22 protein-coding genes are annotated in these 24,515 nt (G+C 62.5%); 5 read left to right on the top strand and 17 right to left on the bottom strand.

The window, feature by feature from the left end:
* Window positions 1–38 precede the first annotated feature (38 nt).
* Together KM135_RS01990 and KM135_RS01985 are read right to left on the bottom strand one after the other, a co-directional pair.
* On the bottom strand, window positions 39–410 hold the full coding sequence (locus tag KM135_RS01990) for a hypothetical protein (RefSeq protein ID WP_221712216.1): 372 nt from the start codon (window positions 408–410) through the stop codon (window positions 39–41).
* Between the two features lie 85 nt (window positions 411–495).
* A complete protein-coding gene (locus KM135_RS01985) occupies window positions 496–1,041 on the bottom strand; it encodes a GbsR/MarR family transcriptional regulator (RefSeq protein WP_221712215.1) in 546 nt (181 codons plus the stop codon).
* 218 nt (window positions 1,042–1,259) lie between these two features.
* Here KM135_RS01985 and KM135_RS01980 point away from each other — a divergent pair, with 218 nt between their 5' ends.
* Together KM135_RS01980 and KM135_RS01975 are read left to right on the top strand one after the other, a co-directional pair.
* Entirely contained in the window at window positions 1,260–1,748 is a 489-nt protein-coding gene (locus tag KM135_RS01980; protein WP_221712214.1) for a nuclear transport factor 2 family protein, read from the top strand.
* Window positions 1,742–2,233: a nuclear transport factor 2 family protein gene (locus KM135_RS01975; RefSeq protein WP_221712213.1), complete on the top strand. Its 492-nt coding sequence runs from the start codon at window positions 1,742–1,744 to the stop codon at window positions 2,231–2,233. Before KM135_RS01980 ends, KM135_RS01975 begins: the two co-directional genes overlap by 7 nt.
* A 426-nt stretch (window positions 2,234–2,659) precedes the next feature.
* On the opposite strand, the gene KM135_RS01970 is transcribed toward KM135_RS01975, so the two are convergent.
* The 8 genes from KM135_RS01970 to KM135_RS01935 form a co-directional block, all read right to left on the bottom strand.
* A complete protein-coding gene (locus KM135_RS01970) occupies window positions 2,660–3,646 on the bottom strand; it encodes an alpha/beta hydrolase (RefSeq protein WP_221712212.1) in 987 nt (328 codons plus the stop codon).
* A 130-nt stretch (window positions 3,647–3,776) separates the two neighbouring features.
* Window positions 3,777–4,706: a ketopantoate reductase family protein gene (locus KM135_RS01965; RefSeq protein WP_221712211.1), complete on the bottom strand. Its 930-nt coding sequence runs from the start codon at window positions 4,704–4,706 to the stop codon at window positions 3,777–3,779.
* Between the two features lie 9 nt (window positions 4,707–4,715).
* Window positions 4,716–5,213 carry an aromatic-ring-hydroxylating dioxygenase subunit beta gene (locus tag KM135_RS01960; protein ID WP_221712210.1) on the bottom strand — a complete coding sequence of 166 codons (498 nt, stop codon included), beginning with the start codon at window positions 5,211–5,213 and terminating at the stop codon, window positions 4,716–4,718.
* The gene (locus KM135_RS01955; protein WP_221712209.1) at window positions 5,210–6,553 is read right to left on the bottom strand and encodes an aromatic ring-hydroxylating oxygenase subunit alpha; all 1,344 of its coding nucleotides are present in this window, start codon (window positions 6,551–6,553) and stop codon (window positions 5,210–5,212) included. Before KM135_RS01955 ends, KM135_RS01960 begins: the two co-directional genes overlap by 4 nt.
* Before the next feature lie 142 nt (window positions 6,554–6,695).
* Complete coding sequence (locus tag KM135_RS01950) at window positions 6,696–7,004, bottom strand: EthD family reductase (protein ID WP_221712208.1); 309 nt, start codon at window positions 7,002–7,004, stop codon at window positions 6,696–6,698.
* 232 nt (window positions 7,005–7,236) lie between these two features.
* Window positions 7,237–7,692: a MarR family winged helix-turn-helix transcriptional regulator gene (locus KM135_RS01945; protein ID WP_221712207.1), complete on the bottom strand. Its 456-nt coding sequence runs from the start codon at window positions 7,690–7,692 to the stop codon at window positions 7,237–7,239.
* A 53-nt stretch (window positions 7,693–7,745) separates the two neighbouring features.
* Window positions 7,746–8,966, bottom strand: coding sequence for a uroporphyrinogen decarboxylase/cobalamine-independent methonine synthase family protein (locus tag KM135_RS01940; RefSeq protein WP_221712206.1), 1,221 nt, complete (start codon window positions 8,964–8,966; stop codon window positions 7,746–7,748).
* A 298-nt stretch (window positions 8,967–9,264) separates the two neighbouring features.
* Window positions 9,265–11,820, bottom strand: a complete 2,556-nt coding sequence (locus tag KM135_RS01935; protein ID WP_221712205.1) for a TonB-dependent receptor — start codon at window positions 11,818–11,820, stop codon at window positions 9,265–9,267.
* Between the two features lie 285 nt (window positions 11,821–12,105).
* Between KM135_RS01935 and KM135_RS01930 the strand changes: the two genes are divergently transcribed.
* Both KM135_RS01930 and KM135_RS01925 read left to right on the top strand, forming a co-directional pair.
* On the top strand, window positions 12,106–12,696 hold the full coding sequence (locus tag KM135_RS01930; protein WP_221712204.1) for a carboxymuconolactone decarboxylase family protein: 591 nt from the start codon (window positions 12,106–12,108) through the stop codon (window positions 12,694–12,696).
* Window positions 12,697–12,729: 33 nt separating this feature from the next.
* Window positions 12,730–13,494: an SDR family NAD(P)-dependent oxidoreductase gene (locus KM135_RS01925; RefSeq protein ID WP_221712203.1), complete on the top strand. Its 765-nt coding sequence runs from the start codon at window positions 12,730–12,732 to the stop codon at window positions 13,492–13,494.
* Window positions 13,495–13,734: 240 nt separating this feature from the next.
* Here the strand turns inward: KM135_RS01925 and KM135_RS01920 are convergent, their stop codons facing one another.
* From KM135_RS01920 to KM135_RS01910, 3 genes are read right to left on the bottom strand one after another with little or no spacing between them, the layout of a single operon-like run.
* Entirely contained in the window at window positions 13,735–15,129 is a 1,395-nt protein-coding gene (locus tag KM135_RS01920; protein WP_221712202.1) for a nuclear transport factor 2 family protein, read from the bottom strand.
* A gap of 38 nt (window positions 15,130–15,167) precedes the next feature.
* Window positions 15,168–16,196, bottom strand: coding sequence for an aldo/keto reductase (locus KM135_RS01915; RefSeq protein WP_221712201.1), 1,029 nt, complete (start codon window positions 16,194–16,196; stop codon window positions 15,168–15,170).
* 23 nt (window positions 16,197–16,219) lie between these two features.
* Complete coding sequence (locus KM135_RS01910; RefSeq protein WP_221712200.1) at window positions 16,220–17,830, bottom strand: flavin-containing monooxygenase; 1,611 nt, start codon at window positions 17,828–17,830, stop codon at window positions 16,220–16,222.
* 240 nt (window positions 17,831–18,070) lie between these two features.
* On the opposite strand from KM135_RS01910, the gene KM135_RS01905 reads away from it, so the two are divergent.
* The gene (locus KM135_RS01905) at window positions 18,071–18,646 is read left to right on the top strand and encodes a carboxymuconolactone decarboxylase family protein (RefSeq protein WP_221712199.1); all 576 of its coding nucleotides are present in this window, start codon (window positions 18,071–18,073) and stop codon (window positions 18,644–18,646) included.
* A 136-nt stretch (window positions 18,647–18,782) separates the two neighbouring features.
* On the opposite strand, the gene KM135_RS01900 is transcribed toward KM135_RS01905, so the two are convergent.
* The 4 genes from KM135_RS01900 to KM135_RS01885 form a co-directional block, all read right to left on the bottom strand.
* On the bottom strand, window positions 18,783–20,558 hold the full coding sequence (locus tag KM135_RS01900) for an SLC13 family permease (RefSeq protein WP_221712198.1): 1,776 nt from the start codon (window positions 20,556–20,558) through the stop codon (window positions 18,783–18,785).
* A gap of 89 nt (window positions 20,559–20,647) precedes the next feature.
* Complete coding sequence (locus tag KM135_RS01895) at window positions 20,648–21,658, bottom strand: mechanosensitive ion channel family protein (RefSeq protein ID WP_221712197.1); 1,011 nt, start codon at window positions 21,656–21,658, stop codon at window positions 20,648–20,650.
* Between the two features lie 131 nt (window positions 21,659–21,789).
* Window positions 21,790–23,652, bottom strand: a complete 1,863-nt coding sequence (locus tag KM135_RS01890; protein ID WP_343228124.1) for a flavin-containing monooxygenase — start codon at window positions 23,650–23,652, stop codon at window positions 21,790–21,792.
* 180 nt (window positions 23,653–23,832) lie between these two features.
* On the bottom strand, window positions 23,833–24,315 hold the full coding sequence (locus tag KM135_RS01885) for a MarR family winged helix-turn-helix transcriptional regulator (protein ID WP_246605657.1): 483 nt from the start codon (window positions 24,313–24,315) through the stop codon (window positions 23,833–23,835).
* Window positions 24,316–24,515 lie beyond the last annotated feature (200 nt).

The raw sequence follows: 24,515 nt of genomic DNA, 5'->3' as shown, positions 1-24,515 counted from the left end.
CCCGGGATGATCGCGCGCGCCGCCTTTGATCATCCACTTCACGCCATGCGGGCCTGCTGATCGCTCAGCCACCGGTTCACCTTGCGGCCGAAATGCGCGATCGCACCCATGTTGAAGAAGTGCATGCCGCCCAGCACGACCACGGCCAGACCGACCTTTCCGCTCAGGAAGCGGATCGCTTCCGGAACCGTATGAGGCTCCGCGCCGAGGCTCAGGGTCAGCGTGATGAAGCCGATGTTGACGAGGTAGAAGCCGACCACCAGCAGATGATTGGTGGAGCGCGCGAGTTGGGCATCATGGCCGAAACATTCGGTCAGGAAGATCTCGCCATTCTTTGAGAGAGTCCGGGCGACCCAGATCGTGATGCCGATCGTGATCGCCAGATAGAGGGCGTAGGAAGTCTCAACCATCGTTCTATCCTTTCATTACGAATATTTCTGTAATTTCAGAAATCATGTGATGAGCAAATGGATGTCGTGCGATGCCTGCCTCCTTTCAGTCCTTGGGAGCCTTGCCGGGGATGAAGCGCGCGACCTTGCCGCCCAGCTTCATCAGGGCAACCAGCGTCGACTTGGGCAACTTGCGCACCTGGTCGTACCAATTGCCCAGCGTCGAGATGAACTCGTGCATGCGGGTAATGCGTTCGCGCACATGGGCTGGCGCCGATGTGTCGGCCGCCAGCCGCTCGGCCAGTTCGCCCAGCATGGCAACGGTCGGGTCGATCTCGCGCCGCTTGCGCTCGGCGACGATCCGCATGAGCATTTCCCACAGATCGGTCTCGGCGGTGAAATGATCGCGGCGGTCCCCATCGACGTGGACGCGGCGGACGATGCCATAGCCCTGCAACTCCTTGAGCGCCGTCGAGACGTTGGAACGCGCCAGCCCGAGCTGATCGACAATCTCGTCGGCGGGCAATGGCCGGTCGCTCAGATAGAGCAGCGCATGGACCTGCGACACCGAGCGGTTCACGCCCCACTGCGTCCCCATCTCCCCCCAGTGGAGGATGAACGCCTTGACGTCGGGATGGTCCAGCAGTGGCACTATCGTTCCTTTCTGTTATTTCAGAAATAACAGCCGATGCAGCTTGGTGCAACGATTCGTTTTCGCCCTTCTCTCTAGCCCCTCCTCTTCAGAGGAGGGGTTGGGGTGGTGCTTGCAACCTCGCAGAAGAGCGGGGCGATCAGGTCTCACCCAGAATCCCGCTTGGCCGGAACTACTTATCAAGTTAAATGGATTCGCAAGAATGAATGGAGAGGCAAATGACCAGCGGACCCGACCCCAAGGCGCTGCGGGATGCGATCGACAAAATGGAGATCGGCGAGCTGCAGAGCCGCTATATGTACGCGATCGACTGGTTCGATGAGGAGGTCTACGGCGGCTGCTTCACGCAGGATGCGATCCTCTCCTGGCCGGAGGGCCATGCGCAGGGACGCGAGGCGATTGCCGGCGCGGTGGCGCGCATCGGCCAGTTCTTCGGCCGCTTCGCCGAGGCCGCCAAGCCAACCAAGCCCGCCAAGCTGCGCCATTTCGTCACCAATCGCGTCATCCGCATCGACGGCGACACCGCTCATGCGGTCGCCTACTGGTTCGATCTCAACAACGACAATCAGCCGCGCTGGCCCTATGTCGCGGGCTATGGCTATTATCAGGACGATCTCGTCCGCACAGCCGATGGCTGGCGCTTCTCCAAGCGCTTCGTGATGAACGAGATTTCCGCCGTCTCGCCGCCGGAGAACCCGGCATGGTGAGCGCGGCCGCCAGTGCGAAGGCGCAGCAGGATCTCATCGACAAGACCGAGATCGGCGAGCTGCAGAACCGCTACATGTTCGCGCTCGATTGGTGGGATGCCGATGTCTATGCCGGCGTCTTCACCGAGGATGGCGTGCTGAGCTGGCCCGAGGGTCATGCCGAGGGCCGCGAGGCGATCCGCGCGGTCTGCGTCGGCCTTGGCGAAATGTACCGCCGCCAGGGCGCGGCCTCCGCGCCGACCAAGATGGCCCACAAGCGCCATTTCGTGAGCAACCGCGTCATCAAGGTCGACGGCGATCGGGCGAGCGCGCGCTGCTACTGGTTCGACTTCAACAACGACAACCAGCCCCGCTGGCCCTATGTCCAGGCCTATGGCTATTATGAAGACGAGCTTGTCCGCACGGCCGAGGGCTGGCTCTTCACCAGTCGCCGCATCTACAACGAGATGACCGAAGAGACGCCGCTGGAGAACCCGGGCTGGTAGCGAGACCGCCTTGCGCCTCTTACTCCGTCATTCCCGCGAACACGGGAATCCAGCGCGTGACCTCACGCCCTGAACCCTGTCCCGATCAATGTGAACACGTGCTCCTGCGAAGGCCCTGTCCTACAGACCGGCTAAGCTGGCATGAACTTGATGCACGCCGCGAAGTACGCTGCTCTTTGAATCCGTAAAAAATCTAACAAAAACATATGCTTACGAGCATCAGGCCGGAACTTTCGCACACTCGCCATATGTCACACGTGTGAAGTTAGCGAAGCCAAGGCCCGAAACCCGCAGAAATGCGCGGTTTCGCCCTGCCCGGCAATTGCCGGAAAGCTGTCGATAGTGTGACCTTCGTGTGACCTTTGGCGGCCAACCGCCGTCGAAACCACCCAAACCACGTCAAATCGCGGTCAGCAGGCCGAGTCGTCAGCGCTTGTCCAAACCATGCTTCTTCAGGAACAGATCAAGCTGCTGCGCCACCTGCTCGTTGTTCATATCGGCAAACGGGATATGCGTGTTCCCGCTGAGGCCTGCGGCGGGCAGCATGAGCAGCTCCGCCTTGCCGCCATGCTTGTTGACGATCTCGACGAACTGCTTGCTGAGTTCGACATTGGCCTTCCAAAAGGTCTGCTCGGTATAGTCGCCCCAGACGAGCTGGATCGGGATGCGCGTGAGCCGCTTGAATTCCTCGAGTGGCACATGTGTGGGCCCAAAGCCGCCTTCCTCGCCCTGCGGCCCCTCGCCTTCCGGGAAGACGAACGCGGCCGTCTCGTAAGCGACGATGCCCTTCACATTGTCGCTCTTGAGCGCGGCGAGCATCGCGCGCCAGCCGCCAGCGCTGCTGGTGAGCGCCACGACCGGGCCGATCCTGTCGATCGCCTTGGCCGCGGCTTCGGCTTCCATGTGCGCGTTCTTCGCGACGTCCCATTCGACATAGCGCGCGTCCATGGCGGCGTCATAGGCTTCCTTGCTGTCGGTCGGAAACTGCACACCCTTGAACCACTCGCCCTGCTTGGGGCCGAAGCGCCAGGCGACCCAATTGCCCTGGTCCTGCCCCGTGCGCGGCTCATAGCTGGTCGGTTCGCAGCTCATCGTGCCGCGCCCGACGCGGGGGCCGTCCCAGATATAGGTCGCATAGCCGCGCCGCAGCAGCTTGGACTGATAGCCCTCGCCGCCATCCCAGCGGTTCTGCCAGACATGCGCGCTGGAGCTGTGCCAGAGCCAGATCGATGTCTTCCGCGCCTTGGCCGGGATCAGATATTCGACATGGCCCTGATCGCAATGGAGCGTACTCGCAGCGTCGCCGATGATCTTGCCACCCGCCGCGAAGCTGCCCAGCTTCTCGATCACGATGGGCGCATCCTTCGCGCCAGCCGCTGCTGGCGTCAGGATGGCTGCGACGGCAAAAGCCACGGCCCGCGCCGTCCGCGATGGTCCAGAAAAGCTCATAAATGCCATCGCACCTTTCCCCCATCGTTGATCGGCCTAGCATGCCGGTGGCGGTCCGCCCGATAATATCCGCGACGGCAGTATGTTTTGACTTTCAGCCTCTTGCCGCCATCTCGATGATCCTGACCAGATCGGCGAGCGTGTCGCAGACCGGCGTGGAGACGCCGAGGCTGGCCCCTTCCCGCGCGATCGCGCCGTTGATCATCTCGATCTCGGTCTGCCGGCCATGCTCGCGGTCCTGCAGCATCGAGGCCTTGTGATGGGCATGCTCGCGCAGCGCCGAGTCCACCGTGGCGACGATCTTGTCACGGTCGATGCTGATGCCCTTGGCGGCCGCGACCGCCACCGTCTCGTCCACGACGTTCACCGCGAGCCGGCGACCGGACTCATTGTCGAGCCCCGCATTGGGCACCTGGCAGATCATGCCCGAGGCATTGAGCGCCGCGTTGAAGGCCACCTTCTCCCACACCGCGGCATTGGCATCGCCCGCGACATGGCTGTCGAACCCCGCACCCTGCAGCAAGGCCGCAACGGATGGCGCGAACTGATCTGCCGCCGTCGTGAAGCCACCCAGATCGAGATGGCCGAAGCCATGGGTCAGCACCGATGCCGGCCCGGTCAGGTCGGCGGGCACATGCGCCGTGCCCATCAGCACCTGATCGGCGCCAAAGGTCTCGGCCAGCAGGTCCGCATTGCCGATGCCGTTCTGCAAGGTGAGTACGATCGGCTTCGAGGCAACCAGATGCGCGACCGAACGGATCGCCGCGCCGCTGTGCACGCCCTTGGTGAAGAGGATCAGCAGGTCGACCGGCGCGAGATCGGCCGCAACGCTGGCGCCGATCGGGATCGTTCGCGATCCGTCGTCGTCCTTGAGCGTCACGCCATCGCGCGCGATCGCGCCCAGCCGGGCCTGATCGACATCGACGAGCGTGACCCTGGCGCCCTTTTCGCCGAGCCGCGCGGCGAATAGGCACCCCATCGCGCCGGCGCCAATGATGGCGACGCTGGGAGAGGAAGGCAGCATGGGGTTCTCCTAGACGCCGTACACGTCGAGCATGGTGGGGACGACGTCGTTCATGAGCCGGATGATCTTGCTGGCGATCTTCCACTCGCCATCGACCAGCACGAGCTCATGCTCGTAGCGGCCGAAATAGGCGTGGCTCTTGTTGGTGCGCACGTCGTGGACATTGGTGAGGAAGGAGCTGTCGACGCGCACGGTCCCCTCGCCCGCATCCTGCGTCACGACATTGCCGATCATGTGCGCAACGCGCGGCATGACGGCCGAGGCGACCGAGAAACCGGAGCGGATGCGCTGCACGCGATCCTCCAGATTGCGCCGGCCGCGATAGAAGATGAGGCTGAGCTCGCGGTCCGGGTCCTCCGTCTGCGTGCCATCGTCGCGCCAGGCCGGCATCCAGAACAGGCAGTCCGGCGTGTAGAGCGCGAGCCAGGGATCGAAGTCCAGCCGGTCGAGATGCAGAGCTTCCCGCGCGAGAAACGTGGCCGCGTCGGCCGATGTCAGGCTCGTCACGAAAGCACCCCCGCCATGCGCTGCGCCCAGGCGCGGTAATAGCTGCCGAACAGGCTCTCGTCACAGAGCTGCGCATCGGAGAGCACGCTGCGCGCGGGCTTCATGCCGATCATGTCGGACCAGTCGTTGCCGCCTTCAATCGAGGCGCCGAGGCCACGCGCATGACCTTGCAACCACGGCCGATCCTGCTCCGCCATGCCGATCTGCGCTTCCTCGTAGCAGACCGTGTCATCCGGCGTCGCCATGCCGGTCGGATTGAAGAAGTCCTCATATTGCCGGATACGGAACGACCGTGCCTGCGCGCTCTCGCCCCTCGGCGCGATGCACCAGGTCTGCATCTCGGTCATGCCCGCCGCGATCGGCCGGATGACGCGCATCTGGCTGGATGCATTCTCCGCGAGCTGCAGGTTGGGGAAGATGGTCAGGTTGCGCATGTTGAACATCCAGTTGCGCTTGGCGACGCCATGCAACTGGGCCAGCTGCTCCGCCCGCTCGAACTCGGGCAACGCGGACGAGACCGGCATGATGCCCCAGTTGAGCACATGGCCATGATCGAAGCTCATCGTCCCGCCGGTGACGCCGCTCGCATCTTCCTGCCAGAAGTCGGCCGCGCCGATCGAGGATTGCACGACCTCATTGACCTGCTCCTTGGCACGCTGGTCAAGGATGCGGATGTAACTCGGATGCGTGGAGGTGAAGTGATACTGGTCCGAGCAGTTCTCGAGCTGCATCTTCCAGTTTGCGGCATAAGTGAACACCACGCGGCCTGGCACCAGCTCCACGCCGTCCGGGCTCTTGTCGACGATCAGGTCGATCAGCTTGCGCGTCTCGCCCAGATGCTCCTCCAGGCTCGGCACGTCGGCATTCAGGCTCGCGAACAGGAAGCCGCGATACTCGCCGAACTTCGCGACCGTAGCGAGGTCGTGATTTTCCTCGTCGAAGCCCGGCGCATAGCGGCCGGCCTTCTGCCACTTGATATTCTTGTTCGCGCCGGCGCTGTCGAACGTCCAGCTATGATAGGGGCAGACATGACGGCGAGCATTGCCGCACAGCTTCTGCAGCAGGCGCACGCCCTTGTGCGGGCAGGCATTGACGAAGCAGCGCAAAGTCCCCTCGCCGTCGCGCTGGATGATGATCGGGACGCGGCCGAGGAAGTTCGTGAAATAGTCGTGCGGGTTCTCGGCCTGTGTGGCGAGGCCGACGAACACCCAGCCTCCCTCGAACACATGCTTCATCTCGAGGTCGAACAGCGCCTGATCACGAAACAGGGCACGGTTGACGCGGAACACGCCATCCTGCGGGCGGTCATCGACAAGGTCGCGAAGTGCGAAGGGTTTCATTCCAGTTTCAGCCTTATGATATTGTCGACGCGCACCGGCCCCACCGTCACCCGCCTCAATTGATCCCCATCTGATTGAAAGACATTTTCTACGGCACAGACGCGCGGGCAGTCGCCGCGAGGCGATCCGCCCGGCGGCGGCTCTACATGCTGGCGTCGACCGTGTAGTGGATCACGACCGGCGGCACTTGCGCATAATTCGGCCCGTCAGCGGCGACGGCCGCGCCTTCCGGCGATCCCATGGCCGCGCCGAATGCGCCGATGTCCGCAAACTCTGCCTCGAACACGCAGAAATAGGGCGGCTCACCGCCGACACCCGCGACGTCGAACGTGTAGCGCAGCGCCTGAAGGCCCGGCAGCTTGCGCGCGAGCGGGATATGCTTCTCGACATAATAGGCCTTGAACGCTTCCGGATCGGGCTGCGATGGATAGAGAACGACGATCTTGTGCAAGGCGAACTCCCTTCTTCTTTCTGACAAAATGCTCCGCCAGCCGTAGGAGACGCCAGGCAAGCGGACCGCCATCAGGTCGCACGCCCCTGCCTCTCCTCGCATTTACCGGCCTGGGCCAACCGCCGGAGAGCGCAGCAAAACCGAGACTCTCAGAGAGCAACAGTTAACGTGATAACCATTCCGGCGCAAGACTATTCTCGGCGGAAAGGTCCCGTCAACACGTCAAAGTAGACTATTCGACGTTGACACCCTTGATGGCAGCCGAGAGCGCGCGAAGCTCGTTCAGCAGCTTGTCGAGCCGCTGATCACCGAAGCGATCGGCATATTCGCGCATGACGCGCACCACGTGGCGCGACACGACCTTGACGACCTCGCGCCCTTCCGGCGTCAGTGCGACGACGGTGCGGCGGCGGTCATTGGCGTCGGGCTCGCGCACGATCAGTTTGCGCTCTTCCAGTTCCTTCAAGATGCGCGTCACGCTCGGCGCATGCAGCAGTCCGACTTCGGCAAGGCCCGTCGCGTCCGTCGCGCCGCGATCATTGATCACGCGCATAACGCGCCACTGCGGCTCGGTGATGTTATAGTCGCGCAACTTGGGCCGCATCGGCGCGATGACGGACTCCTTCGCATGCAGCACGATCGCGGCAATCGATTGCTCGAATGGCGGCAGTTTCCGGATCGTGCTCATGCGCCCTCCCACTGTTTCTCTCGCGCGGAGCGTAGCAACAGGCGCGGCGCGCGTCAGCCCTTCATGCGCTTGCCGGCGATACGGCAGCCCTCGGCCATGGCCCTCAGCTTGGCCCAGACGATTTCCTCGTGACCGACGCGCGAGCCGATGCCGCAATCCGTGCTTGCCTGGACATTCTCCATGCCGACCAGCCTGGCGAAGTTGCACAGGCGCTCGGCAACCAACTCGGGATGCTCGACAAGATCGGTATAGTGGCCGACCACGCCGGGCGCGATGATCTTGCCCGCCGGCAGCTTCACGTCCTCGAACACGCGATATTCATGCGCATGGCGGACGTTCGAATGCTCGAATGTGTAGCACTGCGCATCGATCTTCAGCAGCTTGTCGATGATGTGCCTGAGCTCGATGTCGTGGACATGCGGGCGGTGACCCGAGCCCCAGCAGAAATGGAAGCGGATCTGCTCTTCGGGCAGGCCACGCAGCGCGTGATTGATGATCTCGACACAGAAATCGAGATGCGCACGATATTCCTCGACCGACCAGTCCGGATAGAACATCCATGTCGTCGCGAACTCCGGCTCGTCGATCTGCACGATCAGGCCGGCATCGGTGACCGCCTTATATTCCTCGCGGCACGCATCGGCGACCGCGAACATATAGTCGTGCTCGTCCTTGTAATGCAGGTTGGTCGTTCCGGCGCCGGTGCTGAGCGGGCCTAGCGCGGCGATGAAACCATCGACGCCGGACTTGCCGACGAGCGCCTTCTGAAGCGCATCGATGTCTTCCTGGATCGCGGCATAGCCATGATATTTGATCGGCTCGCTGCACGCGCGGATCGTGTTCGACGTGCCGCTCATGAAAGCGGGCACACCGCTGCCCGGCGTGGCAAAGCCAGGACGAACCTGACCGCCCGAGCCGGCGAACCACAGGCCGGACTCGTAGAAGCCCGGGAAATCGCGCTTGTCGCGTTCCGCCGTGAAGGCGCGCTTGGGTTTCCAACCGGCCGGCTTCTCGACCGTGTTGAAGCCGGTCATGCGGTCATAGATGTAGCCCGCATAAGTGCCGGGCGTCGCGGCCTTCACATATTCGCCGTCGTTGATGATATCGACGCCGCAATCCATCTGCTGCTTGACGACCCAATCGACCGAGCCGGGCAGCAGCTTCTCGATCTGCGCCGCATTTTCCCTGGGATTGGCGATGAGCTTGTTCAGGTCATCCGGCAGCGGAAGATTGCCGCCATGAGTGCTCAGAAAATAATCTGTCGAACGCCGCATCGATTTCAAATCCCTTCATCTGTCCGTTCATCGGCTCGCGCTGGCGGCGACCATTCACGGTGGCTTCGTCCGGAAGCCGGGTGGGCAAGCATCACCGCTCTTCTCAGTAGATGCGCGCACGGCGCGGATACCGCCTGCGTCCGTGCGTCACCGCCGATAAAAGATCGGGTTCCTTTCCCCCCTGCCTCACACCCTTGAATAGCAACGGCGGACACAGTCGCTTGGCGCAGCCGGAAATAAAAAAGACCCACAGCGCCTTGGGAGCGCTGTGGGGTCAGGAGAGAGACGATCAATTTGGTCAGAAGGTCTTGCGGACGCTCAGCGAGATCTCGCGCGGCGGAGCGACGCGGGTCTGATCGTTGATGACGCCCGACATCACCTGATAGTGATACCATTTGTCAGCCAGGTTCGTGATTTGCAGCGTCGCGGTCCAGTCACGGCTCGGCGCCTTGTAGGCGATCTGCGCGTTGAACAGCGAATAGGGCGCGATCTGCAACTTGGCCAACGGCGCGCGCGCCTGCGGCGTCGTGTCATAGGTCTGCCGCGAGATCCAGTTCCAGTCGAGACGCGGCGTGAACATGCCGATCGGCGTATCGATATCGTAAGAGATGTTGGCATGCTGGTTCCAGCGCGGCTGGCGCAGGTTGCCGGGCCACAGATAGCCGGGTGTGTTCGGCGTCGTGACGCTGGACTTGTAGTTATTGTAGCCGCCCGACCAGTCAATGCGCAGGCCATCGAACGGGGTCGCCGTGATTTCCCACTCGAACCCCTTGATCTTGGCCGGGATGCCGACGTTCTGCGTGAAGGTCACCGGATCGGCCGGACCGTTCGGGCCTGGCACAGTGGTCGTCGTGAACTGGCTGCAAATCGTCTTGGCCAGATCAGAGTTTTGAGCGACGCTGAACCAGGTCGCTGTGGGACCAGGCTGGTTGCGGCATTCGGTGCCCGTCGTGGCAACCGAAATCTTCTTATAGTCGATATAGAAGCCGGTCAGGTTGAACCGCAGGCGGCGATCGAACAGATCGGCTTTAACGCCGGCCTCATAGGAAATCAGTTCCTCCTCCGAGGTCGCCTGAAGCTGACGCGGCGTACCAATGATCGTCGTCATGCCCGGCGGGCGCGAGCCGGTCGCCGCAGACGCATAAACCATGACGTCGTCATTGATCTTGTAGTCGAGGCCTATCTTCCAATCGACGCGCTTTTGGGCAGCGATCTGCGGCACCAGAACCGAGACGGCCTGCGGGTTGAGCAACGTGATTGACAGTTCGCTGTTCGTGTAGCGTGCGCCGCCCGAGATACGGAAATTCTCGAACAGGCTATAGTCGAGATGGACGAAGGCCGACTTGCTGTTGTTGATGCCGTGGACCTGCGTCAGCTGATAGATATTGATGAAGCTGACCATGTTGTTCTGGTAGCCATCCATCTTCAACCAGAAGCCGCCCAACACCCAATTCAGCTTGTCGCTGAAGGACCTGCCGTCGAGGCGGACCTCTCCCGTCCATTGCTTGTCCGAATTGATGAAGTGCGTGACGACATAGCCGAGCGGCGACTGGTCGCCATTCTGGGTGAACTCGTTGGCATAGTTGGTATAGCCCGCGATGGCCGTCAGGTTGATATTTTCGCTCAGCTCCGCGCGCAGCTTGCCTGACAACAACGTATGGTGTGCTGTCTTGCCCTGATCGAAGCAGAAGCCGTCCGGATACTCGGCGGGGAAGCTGCCGCCGGTCTTGTCGAGGAGCGGACGGCAATTCGTCGCATAGGTGTCGTAAATACCACCACTACGCATCGGCGTTACGAAATCCGGGCCGGCCATGATGCCAAAGGTTCTGTATGCAGCACGGTGATAGGCTTGCGCGCCGACCGTGCGCCCGCACGTGGCTGGCGGGGTGACGCCGATGGCGGGCGTACCCCCAGGCATCGGGAGCGCCGAGGCGTCGGCGCATCCGTCCAGATAGAACAGCGCCACTTCCGGCGTTTCCTGCAGATCCTCCTCGCGATGACGCCCGGTGATGATGATGTCGATCGCCTCGGTCGGCCGCCAGCGCAGCTTGACCTGGCCGACCGCCGTCGTGCCGCCGCCAAGCTGCCCGATGACGCAGTCCTTCTTCGCCGAGTCCGGCTGGAAATAAGGCAGGCGACCCTTCTTGGCGGGCGTGCCCAGCTTGTCCATCATGCAGGCGAAGTCGAGGCGATTACCGAAGCCGTCCTGCCGCTCGAAATTGCCCGAGGCGCGGATGGCTAGGGTGTCGGTAAGGCCGAGATCGAACGCACCGCTGACGCCCAGCTTCTTGCGCGAGCCGCCGATCATCTGGATGTAGCCCGAACCGTCGCCCTTGGGATCGACAGTGGTCAGCCTGATCGAACCGGCGATCGAGGCATTGCCCGAGAGCGTGCTTTGCGGGCCACGATTGACCTCGACGCTCGCAATGTCCGTGAAGTCGAGTTCCGAACCGGCCGTCGTCGCGTGATAAATGTCGTCGGTATAGATGGCGAGTGCCGGCGGCACCGCGAGGCTCGACGTAGACCCCTGCGTGACGGCGCGCAGGCCGATCACGGGCGTACCGGCCGACTGCGAGTCGCCGGGCATCGTGAACAGGTTCGGCACGACGGCACCGAGCGTGCTGACGCTCGTGACGTTCGCCGCCTCCAGCTGCGCATCCGTCTGCACGGTGATGGCGATCGGCGTCTCTTGCAGATTCTCCGTCACGTATCGCGCGGTGACGACGATGTCCTGGATTGCGCTCTCGCTGGCCTCCTGGGCCTCCTGGGGCGCTGCATCGTTCTGGGCCATTGCGGGCTGCGACATGATGGCCATGACCGCCAGGCAGCTGCCGGCGAGCAGACGGCTGCCCATGCCTCCCGAGCCAAACCCTCCCCTTTGTTTCATTTTCCTTCTCCTCTGCGTCGTTTCTGCGCTTCATCCGCGCCGTCTTCGGCGGCGCTTGTGCGCTTCATGCAATGCGGCTATGCCGTAAAACATAACATGATAAGTATATCGACCCAGAGGTTCCGTCAATACGATCAGCGTAACATCGTTTCGATTTTGGCGTTTTTCGCGTCAGGCGAGCGTTCCGTTTCGCGGAAAGTCGGCCCGCCCGGGTCTCGGAATCAGGCTCGCAGCAAAGGCAAGGAGAGGCAGATGAGGACAGACACGCAGCGACTGGCGCCGCTACAGGATTCGGAACTCGATACAGCCCAGGAAGAGATCATCGCACCCTTCCGCAATGTCGGCGCCGCATTCGGCGTCGTGCGCTCGATGGCGCGCCATCCGCGCATGCTGGCCGCCTTCCGTACCTGGGCGACCTACGTCATGATCGACAAGAACGCCCTCCCCGCCCGCGAGCGCGAGATCGTGGCGCTGCGGACGGCCTGGCTCATAAAGTCCGGCTACGTCTGGTCGCGCCACCTCGCCTACGCCAAGAATGCGGGCCTGACCGACGAGGAGCGCGAGGCCACCAAGCACCCGATCTCCGATCACGACTGGAGCCCGGCGGACATCGCCCTGCTCAAGTCCACCGACGGCCTCGTCACCGATTTCTTCATCCCGGACGATGCCTGGGCAGAACTCTCCGCGCACTTCAATGAGGAGCAGTGCATCGACGTGATCTTCGTCGCCGGGCACTTCTGCATGCTGGGCGCCTATCTCAATACGGCGGGCGTGCCGATCGATCCCGACGTCCCGCTCGACCTCGAACTGGACATGCGAGGCCGGGGCCGACCAAGTAAATAAAATACTGATTCTATTCAATAAGAAGGCTTCGATATGGATCTGGAGCTGGCCGGAAAGTCAGTCGTCATCACCGGCGGGGCGCGCGGGATCGGCCTCGCCTGCGTGGAGGCGTTCGCCCGTGAGGGCGCCCGGGTCGCCATCCTCGACTGGAACGCGGACGACCTTGCGCAGGCCGAGGAAACGATCCGCACGACCGGCGCCGAGGTGATCACCCGGCAGGTCGACGTCTCGAATGCCGAGGCCGTCGATGCCGGCCATGCCTATGTCATCGAACAGTTCGGCGGGATCGATGTGGGCTTCAACAATGCCGGCATCAACTCGCCATTCCGGCCGATCGAGGAGACGCTGGAGGAAGATTGGGACCGGGTGATCGCGGTCAATCTCAAGGGCATCTGGCTCTGCGTCCGCGCGCAAGTCCGGCACATGAAGCCGCGTGGCCAGGGCGCGATCATCTGCACCACCTCGAATGTCGCCTTTGCCGGCGCGCCGGGCGCCGGAGGCTATGTGGCCGCCAAGCACGGAATCGTGGGCATCGTCCGCACCGTGGCGCTGGAACTGGCCACCACGGGCGTGCGCATCAACGCGGTCGCGCCCGGCGCCATCCGGACGAAGCTGGGCACGCGGCTCGGTACGTTCGTGGATCCCTTCCCGGACGCACTCATCCGTCAGGGCCTGCCGATCGGGCGCTGGGGAGAGCCGCAAGAAGTCGCCGATGCCGTGCTCTGGCTGGCCAGCAAACGGTCAAACCTCGCACTTGGCGAGACGCTGGTGATGGATGGCGGATTTCTGGCGCAGTAACCGAGATGGGGCGCGCTGAAGCACCCAGCGCGCGCCCGACAACGTTCGATGCAGGCCACTAAACTTATCATGTTATATTTCTTCGTGACAGAACGACGTCTTTCCCATTTGTTTCTTTTGACGAAACAATGGGATGACAAATCCCTCACGGAAGCGTTCGACCCGACTCGATGAGAGGGCACGGAAACGGTTCCAGCCCCCTCATTTATTCCAGCTGACAAGCTGGTTCGCTCCCGTGATTCAGCCTTGCGCCTCGGCCGGCTTCCGCCCGATGAGCTGAAACTTCGGCTCGTAATAGGGGATGTCGCCAAAGGCATCGCGGCGGGCGAAGCGCCAGCCCTCGGGCGTGCGGCGCAGGATATCCTCATAATGACCATGGTGGACGACAATGGGCGCGTCCTTCTCGCCGCGCATGATGTGGCGCCACTGGCTGGTCGATACTGCCGTGTCGCCGTCGATGTCGATCTTGTGGTCCGAGGTGCTGTGATAGGTGCGGTGGCCTTCGCTTTCCCAGGGCTTGCACAGGCGCGTGAAGAACTCCGTGATCGCAGCGGGGCCGGTCTGGTGGCCGGTCACCCCGGTCCACACGCCATCCTCGGTGAAGAGATCGCCGTACTTCTTGAGATCGCGGCCATCCAGCGCGTCCTGAAGATCCTGGAAGAGCCGCATGATCGCGTCCTTGTCTTCCAGCTCCTGGAGGCGTGCCTCGATCCGGTCGAGCCGCGTGACCGGCGGCGTCTCGAACGGCGCGCGGCCGAAGAAGCGATCGATATCGTGACTGACCAGCTTCCAGACACCGTCCTCGCGCACGAGATCGTCCACATAATGGCCGCCCTGCAGGATCATCGGCACGCCGTCGGGATCGAGCGTCAGGTAGAACCAGCTGACCACCGCCTTGGCCGTGTCGCCATCCAGATTGATATCGTGATTGCCGACGATGTGCTTGGAGCGCGGGAATTTCCGGCCTTTCGAGACCGCGCGATATTTATTGAGTAGTTCGAGGATCGCCACCGGCCCGGTCGCTTCGCCGAGCGAGGCCTTCATCCAGCCATTTTGCGCGAAGAGGCCGGCATAGCCTTCCATATTCCCGCTATCGAGGAAGCGGGCATAGTCCGTGAATATCTGCCGGATCGCTTCCTTGTCCTCCAGCTCGCGCAGGCGGGCATTGGTATCGTCGAGCCGCGCGGGATGCGGGTCCTCGAGCTGGGCACGGCCCATATTGCGGTTCACCGTGTGCTTCAGAATCTTCCACTTCCCGTCCTCGCGCACGAGATCGTCGAGATAATGGCCCATCTGGAAGACCGTCGGCACCTGATCGGCGTCGCGCGTCATGTAGCACCAGGTGATGTCTGCCCTGGCCGTGTCGCCGTCGATCTCGATATGATGATTGCTCATCAGATGGACGGCGTCCTTGAACCGACCCTCCGCCTTCGCCGTCGTGACGCGCTCGACATATTTGGCCATTTGCGCAGTGATCGCCTCGGGGCCGACCGCTTCGCCGAAGGCGCCGTTGCTGGCGAACAGGTTCGCATAGCCGGCATAATCGTAGTTATCGAGATAGCGGGCATAATCGGTGAAGATCTGCCGGATTTCTTCCTTGTCCTCCAGCTCGCGGAGCCTTGCTGCATCGCTCATCGATATCCCTCCCTATGTCTCTATTCTGTGCCGCCGGATCAGCCCCGGCGAAGCTGATCCCTGGTCATGCCGGACGGCAGATCGTAAAACGCGTTGAGCATCGTCCCCGGCGGCACGAGCGCATCGATGCGGTCCATCGTCTCGTCGCTGAGCTTGACGTCGGTCGAGGGCAGCAGCCCTTCGAGTTGATCGAGCGTGCGCGGCCCGATGATCGCGGAGGTGATCGCCGGATGCTGCAGCACGAAGGCGATCGCCATCTGCGCAAGCGTCACGCCGATCTCTTGCGCGATCTTCTCCAGCTCGACGACGATCGCGAGCTTGCGGTGGATGAGCTCAGCATGGGGATCGAACCCCCGGCCGGACATGCGGCCGAACAAGGCAAAGCGGTTCTCGCCGGTCAGATCGTCCGGCGCTCGATATTTGCCGGTGAGGAAGCCGCCATCGAGCGGGCTGAAGCTGAGGACGCCCATGCCATAGCGCTTGCAGGCCGGCAGGATGGTCCGCTCGGCATCGCGCCGGAAGATCGAATAGCCCGGCTGCTCGGAGCGGAAACGCAGCGTGCCGCGCTTCTCGGCCGTCCATTGCGCCTCGACGATGCGATCGGCCGGAAAGCTGGACGAGCCGATCTCGCGTACCTTCCCCTGGCGCACCAGCTCGGTCATCGTGAAGAGCACTTCCTCGATGTCCACGCTTATGTCGTAAAAGTGGATCTGGTAGAGATCGATATGGTCGGTGCCGAGGCGGCGCAGGCTATTCTCGACTTCCTGCACGATCCAGCGGCGCGATGCCCCGCCCATGTTCACATCGTCGCCCATACGCGCCATGAACTTGGTGGCGATGACCAGCCTGTCGCGCAGGCCCTTGATCGCCTTGCCGATAATCTCCTCGGACTCGCCGCGCGAATAGCCGTCTGCCGTATCGATGAAATTGACCCCGGCATCGAGCGCGCGGTGAACGACGCGGATGCAATCGTCATGATCGCGATTGCCGATCTCCCCGAACATCATGGCGCCGAGGCAGAGCGAGCTGACCTTCATGCCGGTGCCGCCGAGCGTGCGATAGTCCATCTGCCCTCCTCCCCCGATCCTTGTCAGCGCGTCAGTATGAAGCCGCTATAGCCCGCGTCCGTCACTTCATCGCAGCGCTTGCGGAAGGCGATCATCCCGCCCAGCCAGAGCAGGAGCCGCCGCGGCTTGCCGGGCACATTGGCGCCGATGTGCCAGCTATCCGCCTGCTCGAGCAGCGAGCCTTCCAGTTTCGATTGCGTCTCGTCGGTCCAGGCGTCCTCGGCCTCGGCGGTCGGCTCGATCGTCTTGATGCCCTGCTTTTCACAATATTCGATCGCGTCGGAAATCCACTCAACGTCATGCTCGATCGAGACTGGCACATTGGTCGAGAGGGCCGGATTGCACGGGCCGCTGATGGCGAGCAGGTTCGGAAAACCGTGGAAACTCATGCCGAGATAGGCGCGCGGCCCATCGTCCAGCCGGTCCGCCAACTTCATACCGCCGCGCCCGACGATGTTCATCGCCCGGAACGGCCCGGTCACCGCGTCATAGCCGGTCGCGAAGACGATGACGTCGAGCGGATAGTCCGTCTCGCCGACGCGGATGCCCTCGGCCGTGATCGTCGTGATCGGGGTCTTCTTGACGTTCACGACATCGACATGCGGCAGGTTGAACGTCTCGTAGAACTGGCTGTCGAGCGCGATGCGCTTGGCCCCAAAGGGGTAGCCCTTGGGTTCGAGAATTTCGGCCTTCACGGGATCCTTGACGATGCTGCGCACCTTCTTTCGGAAGAAATCCTCGATGAACTCCCGCGCCTGCGGGTTGGTATAGGCGTCCTTGAAAACCTGGGCGACCCGTAGGCCGCCTTCGTTCCAGTATTGCTCCTGCAGCCGAGTCGCTTCCTCAATGTCCAAATCGTCGAACACATAGGCCGGGGGATCGTAAGGTTGCCCGCCGAAATGCGCCTTGGCCTTCGCCCAGATCGCCGGATAGCGTGCCTTGATATCGGCGTTGTATTCCGCACTCAGCGGATGATTCTTGGCCGGCATGATATAGGCCGGCGTGCGCTGGAAGACGGTGAGATGCGCGGCCGTCTTGGCGATCTCCGGGATGGCCTGAATGCCTGTCGAGCCCGTGCCCAGAATGCCGACCCGATTGCCGGCGAAATCGACGCCATCCTTCGGCCAGTGGCCGGTGTGATACCAATCGCCCTTGAAATCCTCGATGCCGGGGATGTTGGGGAGATTGGACGCAGTCGAGGTGAGCCCGCCGATCGCCGTCACGACATAGCGCGCCCTCACCGCGTCGCTTGTATTCGTCTCCACGGTCCAGCGCAGCGCGTCCTCATCCCATGTCGCGCCCGTCACCCGCGCGCCGAAGGTCATATGCTTGCGCAGATCGAGCCGATCCGACACGAAATTCAGATAGGCCTCGATCTCGGGCTGTGCCGGAAACCGTTCCGACCAGGTCCATTCGTCCAGCACCTCCTGCGAGAAGGAGAAGCAATAGAAATAGCTCTCGGAGTCGCAGCGCGCACCGGGATAGCGGTTCCAGTACCAGGCACCGCCCGGCCCATCGCCCGCCTCGAACAGACGGCAGCGCAGCCCCTGCTGCGTCAGCTTGTAGAGCATATAGATGCCCGAAAAACCGGCGCCGATCACGACGGCGTCGCATTCTTCCATGGCCTTGGTCATTGCATTCCTCTCACTTGCCCCCGGCGTGGCGCCGCCGCGTAAAAAGAGCGACGAAGGATCGTCGCGCACACTCCCGCCCTTGCTGCTTCTCCACCTTGCGCCGCGATCGCGGCCGGCAAGCACATATCGTTCGTTGACTCTCGCTAGTCCGCAAATATACTTATCATGTTATGTTTTGTGAAGTCCCCTTGTTCCGGTCTTCGCAAAGCCGTTACGCCAACGAGACAATTGGGAGGGGATATGCGGACCGATACGCCGCGGCTGCCGCCGCTGAAGGACGAAGAGCTCAACGAGGAGCAGGAAGCCTATTTCGCGCCGCTGCGCGAGCGCGGGATCGACACTGCGGTCATTCGCTCGCTGCTCCGCCATGTCCGCGCCTCGGTCGCGTTCCGAGGCTGGTCCGGCTATACGATGGGTGGCAAGAACAAGCTTCTGGACCGCGAGCGTGAGGTCGTCGCGCTGCGCACCGCCTGGCTCATCAAGTCCGCCTATGTCTGGTCACGCCACATTCCCTATGGCCGCGACGCCGGGCTAACCGACGCGGAGATGGAAGCGCTCAAGCGCCCAATCTCGGCGCATCCCTGGAGTGCGGCGGACATCGCGCTGATCAAAGCCTCGGAAGCCCTCGTCGCGGACTTCTTCATCCCCGATGACGTCTGGGCCGAGCTCAAGACGCATTTCGACGACGAGCAGTGCATCGACGTCATCTTCGTCTGCGGGCATTTCTGCATGCTCGGCATGTTCCTGAACACATCGGGCGTGCCGATCGATCCGGATGTGACGCTCGATCCGGACCTGGATATGCGGGGGAAATAAGGACGACAGGCGCAGCGTCGCAGCGCAGATTCAACGCACTGCCGGCTTGCAGCTCAGCGGGCCGGCATGGCGCGCTGCGGCAGTTCGCGTGGGACCGAACGAGCCTCATTCACAGGTGTGCCGATTGTCCGTCCGACTACCTTAACGGCCAGACCGCCATGATGAGCGCCGTTCCCAAGACGATCACGAGCAGCGAGAGAGGGGCGCCGAGGCGGGCATAGTCACTGAAGCGATATCCACCCGGACCAAGGACGAGCGTGTTGCACTGATGCCCGATGGGAGTCAGGAAATCGCAACCTGCGCCTACGGCCGTTGCGATCAGAAATGCCTCGGGCCGATAGCCCAGATCATTTGCGAACACGGCAGCGATCGGCGCCATGACCAGCACGGTCGCCGCATTGTTGAGAAAGGGCGTCACGGCCATGGCCGCGACGAGAATGAGCGCTACCGCCCCCCACGGCGGAAGCGAAACGGCAACCTGCGCGAGTTCGGTAGCCAGAATGTCTGATGCACCAGTCGTTCGGAGCGTATCGCTGACCGGAATCAGGCACGCCAGCATGATCAGGATCGGCCATTCGACAGCCTCGTAGGCCTCGCGCACGGGAAGGGCGCCCGTCAGCACCACGAGACCTGCCGCAGCAAAGAACGCGACGGCCACCGGGACAAGGCCGGTCGCCGTTGCGGTCATGGCGAGGGCCAGAATCAATATGGGTAGCCACCCGCGCTTCGAAGCACCGAGCCGCAGCGCGCGCTCGGCCAGCGGCAATGCGCCCAGCTCCCCCAGTCGTTCCGGCAAGAGCGACAACGGACCTTGCAGAACGATCAAGTCTCCGGCGCGAAGCGGGAGCGCACCGATCTGCCGGGTCAGTCGCTCTTCGGCGCGGGAAATGGCAATCAGATTGACGCCGTATCGCTCCTGCAAGCGCATCCGCGCGGCCGTCTGGCCGATAAGAATGGACCCGCTGTTCACGACCGCTTCGATTACGCCGATTTCATCGCTGCCGCTTCCCTCGGGCGCTTCCCGGCTCTGGCCCTCCAGAATAAGGCGGTCCGTCGCGATAACCCGCTCCAGAGCAGCTGGATCACCACCCAGAATCAATATGTCCTCGGCACGGAGGCGAACATTGGGGTGGGAGGGCTTGCTCTTGCCATTCCGCAAGAGCGTCTTGACCACGACCTCCTGGCCATGACGCTTCGTGAAGGCGGCAATGGTTTGACCGACTGCCGGCGATCCCTCTCCAACGGTCGCCTCCGTCACATATCCGGTAACATCCAGCGCTTCGCCCAGGGTCGAGGCCGCGCGGCGGTCTCGCGGTAACAGTCGGTAACCAAAGCGCAGGAACAGCAGCCCAACCACGAAAAGGCCAAATCCTGTGGGAAAATAGTCAAACATGCCGAATGGCTCACCGGTCATGTCCTCGCGCACGCGGCTGACGATGATATTCGGCGAGGTGCCGACGAGTGTCATCAGCCCCCCGAGCAGCGACGCAAACGCCATGGGCATCAAGTAGACTGAGGGACTCGTCTCGTTCTTCTTGGCCATCTGCAGTGCCGCAGGCATGAGCATCGCAAGGGCGCCCACATTCTTGACCAAACCGGAGGCGATACCGACAGACGCCGTCAGGAGCAGCAATTGCGAACGCACCCGACGAACATGCTTCGACACGAAGGAAAGCGCGATCTCGATGACGCCGGATCGCTGGACGGCGGCCGACACAACCAGCGCCGAACCGACGATGACCACAATGTCGTCGGCAAAGCCGCTGAATGCCTCCTCGGGCTTGACCAGGCCGAGTAGCAGCGCAGCCATCAAGGCGATGCCTGCCGTGACATCATAACGGAATCGGCCCCAAAGGAACAAGGCCATCATGCCGACCAAGGTCGCGATGGAGAGCCATTGCGCCGTTGTCATCTGGTTCTCGTCACCGGGAAGAATCGTTCGAAGTCGCTCACCACGGGGATTGAACGCGCGAACGCCGCAACGGTGTCATCGCCAACGCATCAATTGCCGCCAAAAAGTGCAGCCTCGCCAATGGCGGCGCGCGGACCGGGCTTGTCCATCGCCTCGTCAACATCGACGGCGGCATCATTCTTGCTGTCCGCTGCCTCGCCCTGACGGAAAGAGCCGTCGTTCAGCTCGGTTGACCCTTCTGGCTTTGGTTCACCACGCCGAATGCGCAATTCCTGTCTGGGAACGGGAATCTCTATGCCATGGCGGCGCAAGGCGTCGTCCAGCGCCCAGCAATAGGCCGCCATCATGCTTTGTGGCCGTTTCACTGCATCCAGCGACGGCCAGACGACAAGTTCGAAGCGCAGCGAAGCATCGCCGAAAGCGACAAGCCAGACCTGAGACTTGTGCCGATCGCCCTCTGGCAGGGTGAAGGGTACGGCATTCGCTGCTTCAAGCGCTGCCTGCCGCACCAGATCCTTGTCGGCACCGAGCGCCACATGGAAAGGGACATGGATGCGGCGCGTCGCGCGATTGCGCGTCCAGTTCGTCAGCTTGCCGTTTAGCAAATTCGCATTCGGCACCAGAACCGTGACATTGTCGTTCGTCACGAGCGCCGTCGCGCGCGCACCGATCGAGGTCACCGCGCCATTCGTGCCATCTTCCAGCTCGATGAAATCGCCAACTTCCACGCCTCGGTCGAACAGCAAGACGATGCCGCAGAAGAAATTCTTGACGATATCCTGAAGGCCCAGGCCAATGCCGACACCAAGCGCGCCTGCGAAAAGGGAAAGCGCGGACAGATCGACGCCAAGGGCCGAAATGGCCACGGCAATTCCCGCGAAGACGATGAGATAGCGGGATATCTGACCACCGATGTAGACAGCCGAAGCGTTCTCCTCGCCGATTCTCACTTGCATGCGGCGCGTAACGCGCCTCACCGCCCAGGCGGCCAGCACTGCAATGAGCAAGACCAATATGGCCCGCAAGACGGATCCGACGGTCAGCACCGAACCGGCGATGCGGAGGACCGGCTCATTCAGGATAACCGCTGCTTCGTTCATCAATGCGACCTTCTCCGCGCCCGAGGCCTATCGCCTCCGCGGGAGAAAATGCGCGCGAGCCTCGAGATGTTCCGCCAAAGCGTCTGACGCCAATCGCGCTATCGGCATTCCGCCCGCGCGGCAACAGCGTATCAGCGTATCGCCATATCCCCAAAGTCCGGCTTCAACATGAAATTGCGCACTTCAAAGCCGGTATAGGGTGTCTGCGAAGCGGTACGGCCGTGCTTCGTCCAGTAATAATTATTGGCGCGCGGGTCGGCCCAAAGCTTGGTGCCATTGATCGCGTCGAGTTCCCTATTGTAGCGCCAATAAGCATCCTCGGTGACCTCGATCGCATCTTTCCCTTCGAGGATCAGCTTCTCCATGCACTGCATGGCGTAAAACATCGTCATCTCGTGATACTGCGAGACCGGCAGGCCGCCATTGGTGTTCGGCCCGTAGAGCACCCAGAGATTGGGGAAGCCGGGCATCATGCAGCCGAGATAGGCGCGCGGCCCGCCATCGGCCCATAGCTGCTCGATCGTGACGCCGTCCCGCCCGGTGATCGTCATCGGATAGAGGAAGTCATTAGCGCGGAAGCCCGTCGCGTAGACGATGACATCGACGTCGTACTGCGTGCCGTCGCCGGATTCGATGCCGGTCGCGTTGATCCGCTCCGCGCCGGTCGTCACCAGCGTGACGTCGTCCGTCTCCAGCACGTCCAGGATCGAATAGTCCGCATCGACCGCGACGGGGCGCGCCGACCATGGCGGGTGCTTGGGCGTCATGATCTCGACGAGCGCGGGGTCCTTGAGCTTGCTCTGGAGGAACTCGATGCTGCGGTCGCGCGCGGCCTTGTTGCCGGGGCTGACGGTGTAGGGATCCTTGAAATCGGGATCGACGTCGAACAGCCGGGCGAGATACGGCCCCGAGCCATAGTAGCTTTTGAAGCGCATGAAATTGGTGTGATAGGGCAGGTTCCGGTCGAGCCAGAGCAGCTCTTCCGGCGCCTTCGAGAGATAGCCCGGAATGCCCATCATCCACTGCGGCGTGCGCTGGAAGACGACGACATGGCCGGCTTCCTTCACCAGCTCCGGCACCAGCTGATAGCCGGTGCAGCCCGTGCCGATGACGGCGACGCGCTTGCCGGTGAGATCGACGCCATCGGGCCAGCGCGCCGTGTGCCAGGATGGGCCCTGGAACGTCTCCATGCCGTCGATCTGCGGCATGTTCGGCCGGTTGAGGAAGCCGACGCCGCTGATGATCGCGTGCGCGCGCACCGTCCGCTCGCCCTCGGGGCCGACGACATGGACGTCCCACATCGCGTCCGCCTCGTTCCAGGCCATGGAACGGACTTCGGTGTTGAAGCTGATGTCCTTGCGCAGGTCGAAATCTTCGGCGACCCAGTTATAGTATTTCTGGTTCTCGACATGCGTGCCGAAAGCGTAGGCATTCGGGAAATCGACGCCGAACAGGTTCATGTAGAAGCGGCTCGGCGTGTCCACGCGGGCGCCCGGATAGCGGTTCTCGTACCAGGTGCCGCCGACGTCCGGGTTCTTCTCGATCATGTGGAAGCGAATGCCGGCGCGCTGGAGCTGCACCGCGCTGTTCAGCCCGCCCATGCCGGCGCCGATGATCAATACCGTGAAGGCCTCAAGCCGCTTCGGGTCCGGCGTTGCCTGCCAGGTGAGCGCCCGCGCCCAGGGATCGAGTGCGGATTCCTCGATCATGAGATCCAGCGCCTCTTCCTCGACAGGCTTGCCGATGACGAGGCCGAAGCTCTCCGGAAGGCGCTCGTGCGGTCCATAGCCGATCGGGCCGGCGCCGGAATCGCGATAGGCCTTGAGGAAGTCGGCTGCCTTGCGCCGGAGCATCGCGATGTCCTGCTCGTCGGTGAGCTGCACCGTTTCCATGCGGCCGATGCGCACTTTCTGAAGCTCGATATTCTTGACTTGGGGATCGCCCGTCAGCTGGTAGAGCAAGCCGCGCAGGATCAACGGATCGGCGGCTTTCACTGCATTTTCAATTGTTTCGTCGCTCGCCTCAAGCAATTCTGGACGCAACGGAGCTTCAATCGTCGCCATTCTCAGCCTTCCTGCCCCCTCCGGCAATTCGGCCATGCACTTAACATGATAAACATTAGGGAGGCAAGAGGCATTGGCGTCGAGCGCCTCTCCTACATCTCACTTCAGGGACTATTCGATACCTTTGACGGCAGCCGAAAGCGCGCGCAGCTCGTCCGCGAGCCGCTCCAGCCGCTCCACGCCGAACCGCTCGGAATATTGCCGCAGGATACGCATCATGTTGCGGGAGGTCGCCTTCACGAATTCGCGACCCTCGGGCGAAAGGGCGACCAAAGTGCGCCGGCGGTCATGCGGATCCGCCTCGCGCACGACGAGCTTGCGCTCCTCCAGTTCCTTGAGGATCCGCGTGATGCTGGGCGCGCGAAGCAGGCTGACTTCGGCAAGGCCGGTGGCATCGGTCGATCCGCGATCGTTGATCACGCGCATGACGCGCCACTGCGGTTCCGTCACCCGATATTCGCGCAGGGTCGTGCGCAGCGGCGCAATGACCGATTCCTTCGCCCCGATCAGCACCGCGCCGAGCGATTGCTCGAACGGAGGAAGTTTGCGAGTGTCTCCCGTGATCGCCACCCGTCCCCTGCCGCTGCTTGCCAATCTTCTTCTCCCTGCTCCTGGCTGCGGACATAATGTCGCAAATGCTGCACCTGTCCACTCTCTGCACGCGCAGCACGCGGAAGTCACGTTTATCGAGGCAATTCGGCCCCGATTTCCTGCCTCGCATCAGCAACCGGCGCACTTTTTCGCTTCGGTCGACTGCTCCCCTCTTGCCCGCTCCGGATCGAGCGATTATTAAC

The organism is Sphingobium xanthum, from assembly GCF_019737615.1.
Classification (GTDB): Bacteria; Pseudomonadota; Alphaproteobacteria; order Sphingomonadales; family Sphingomonadaceae; genus Sphingobium; species Sphingobium xanthum.
This window is presented reverse-complemented; position numbering and strand designations above follow the sequence as displayed.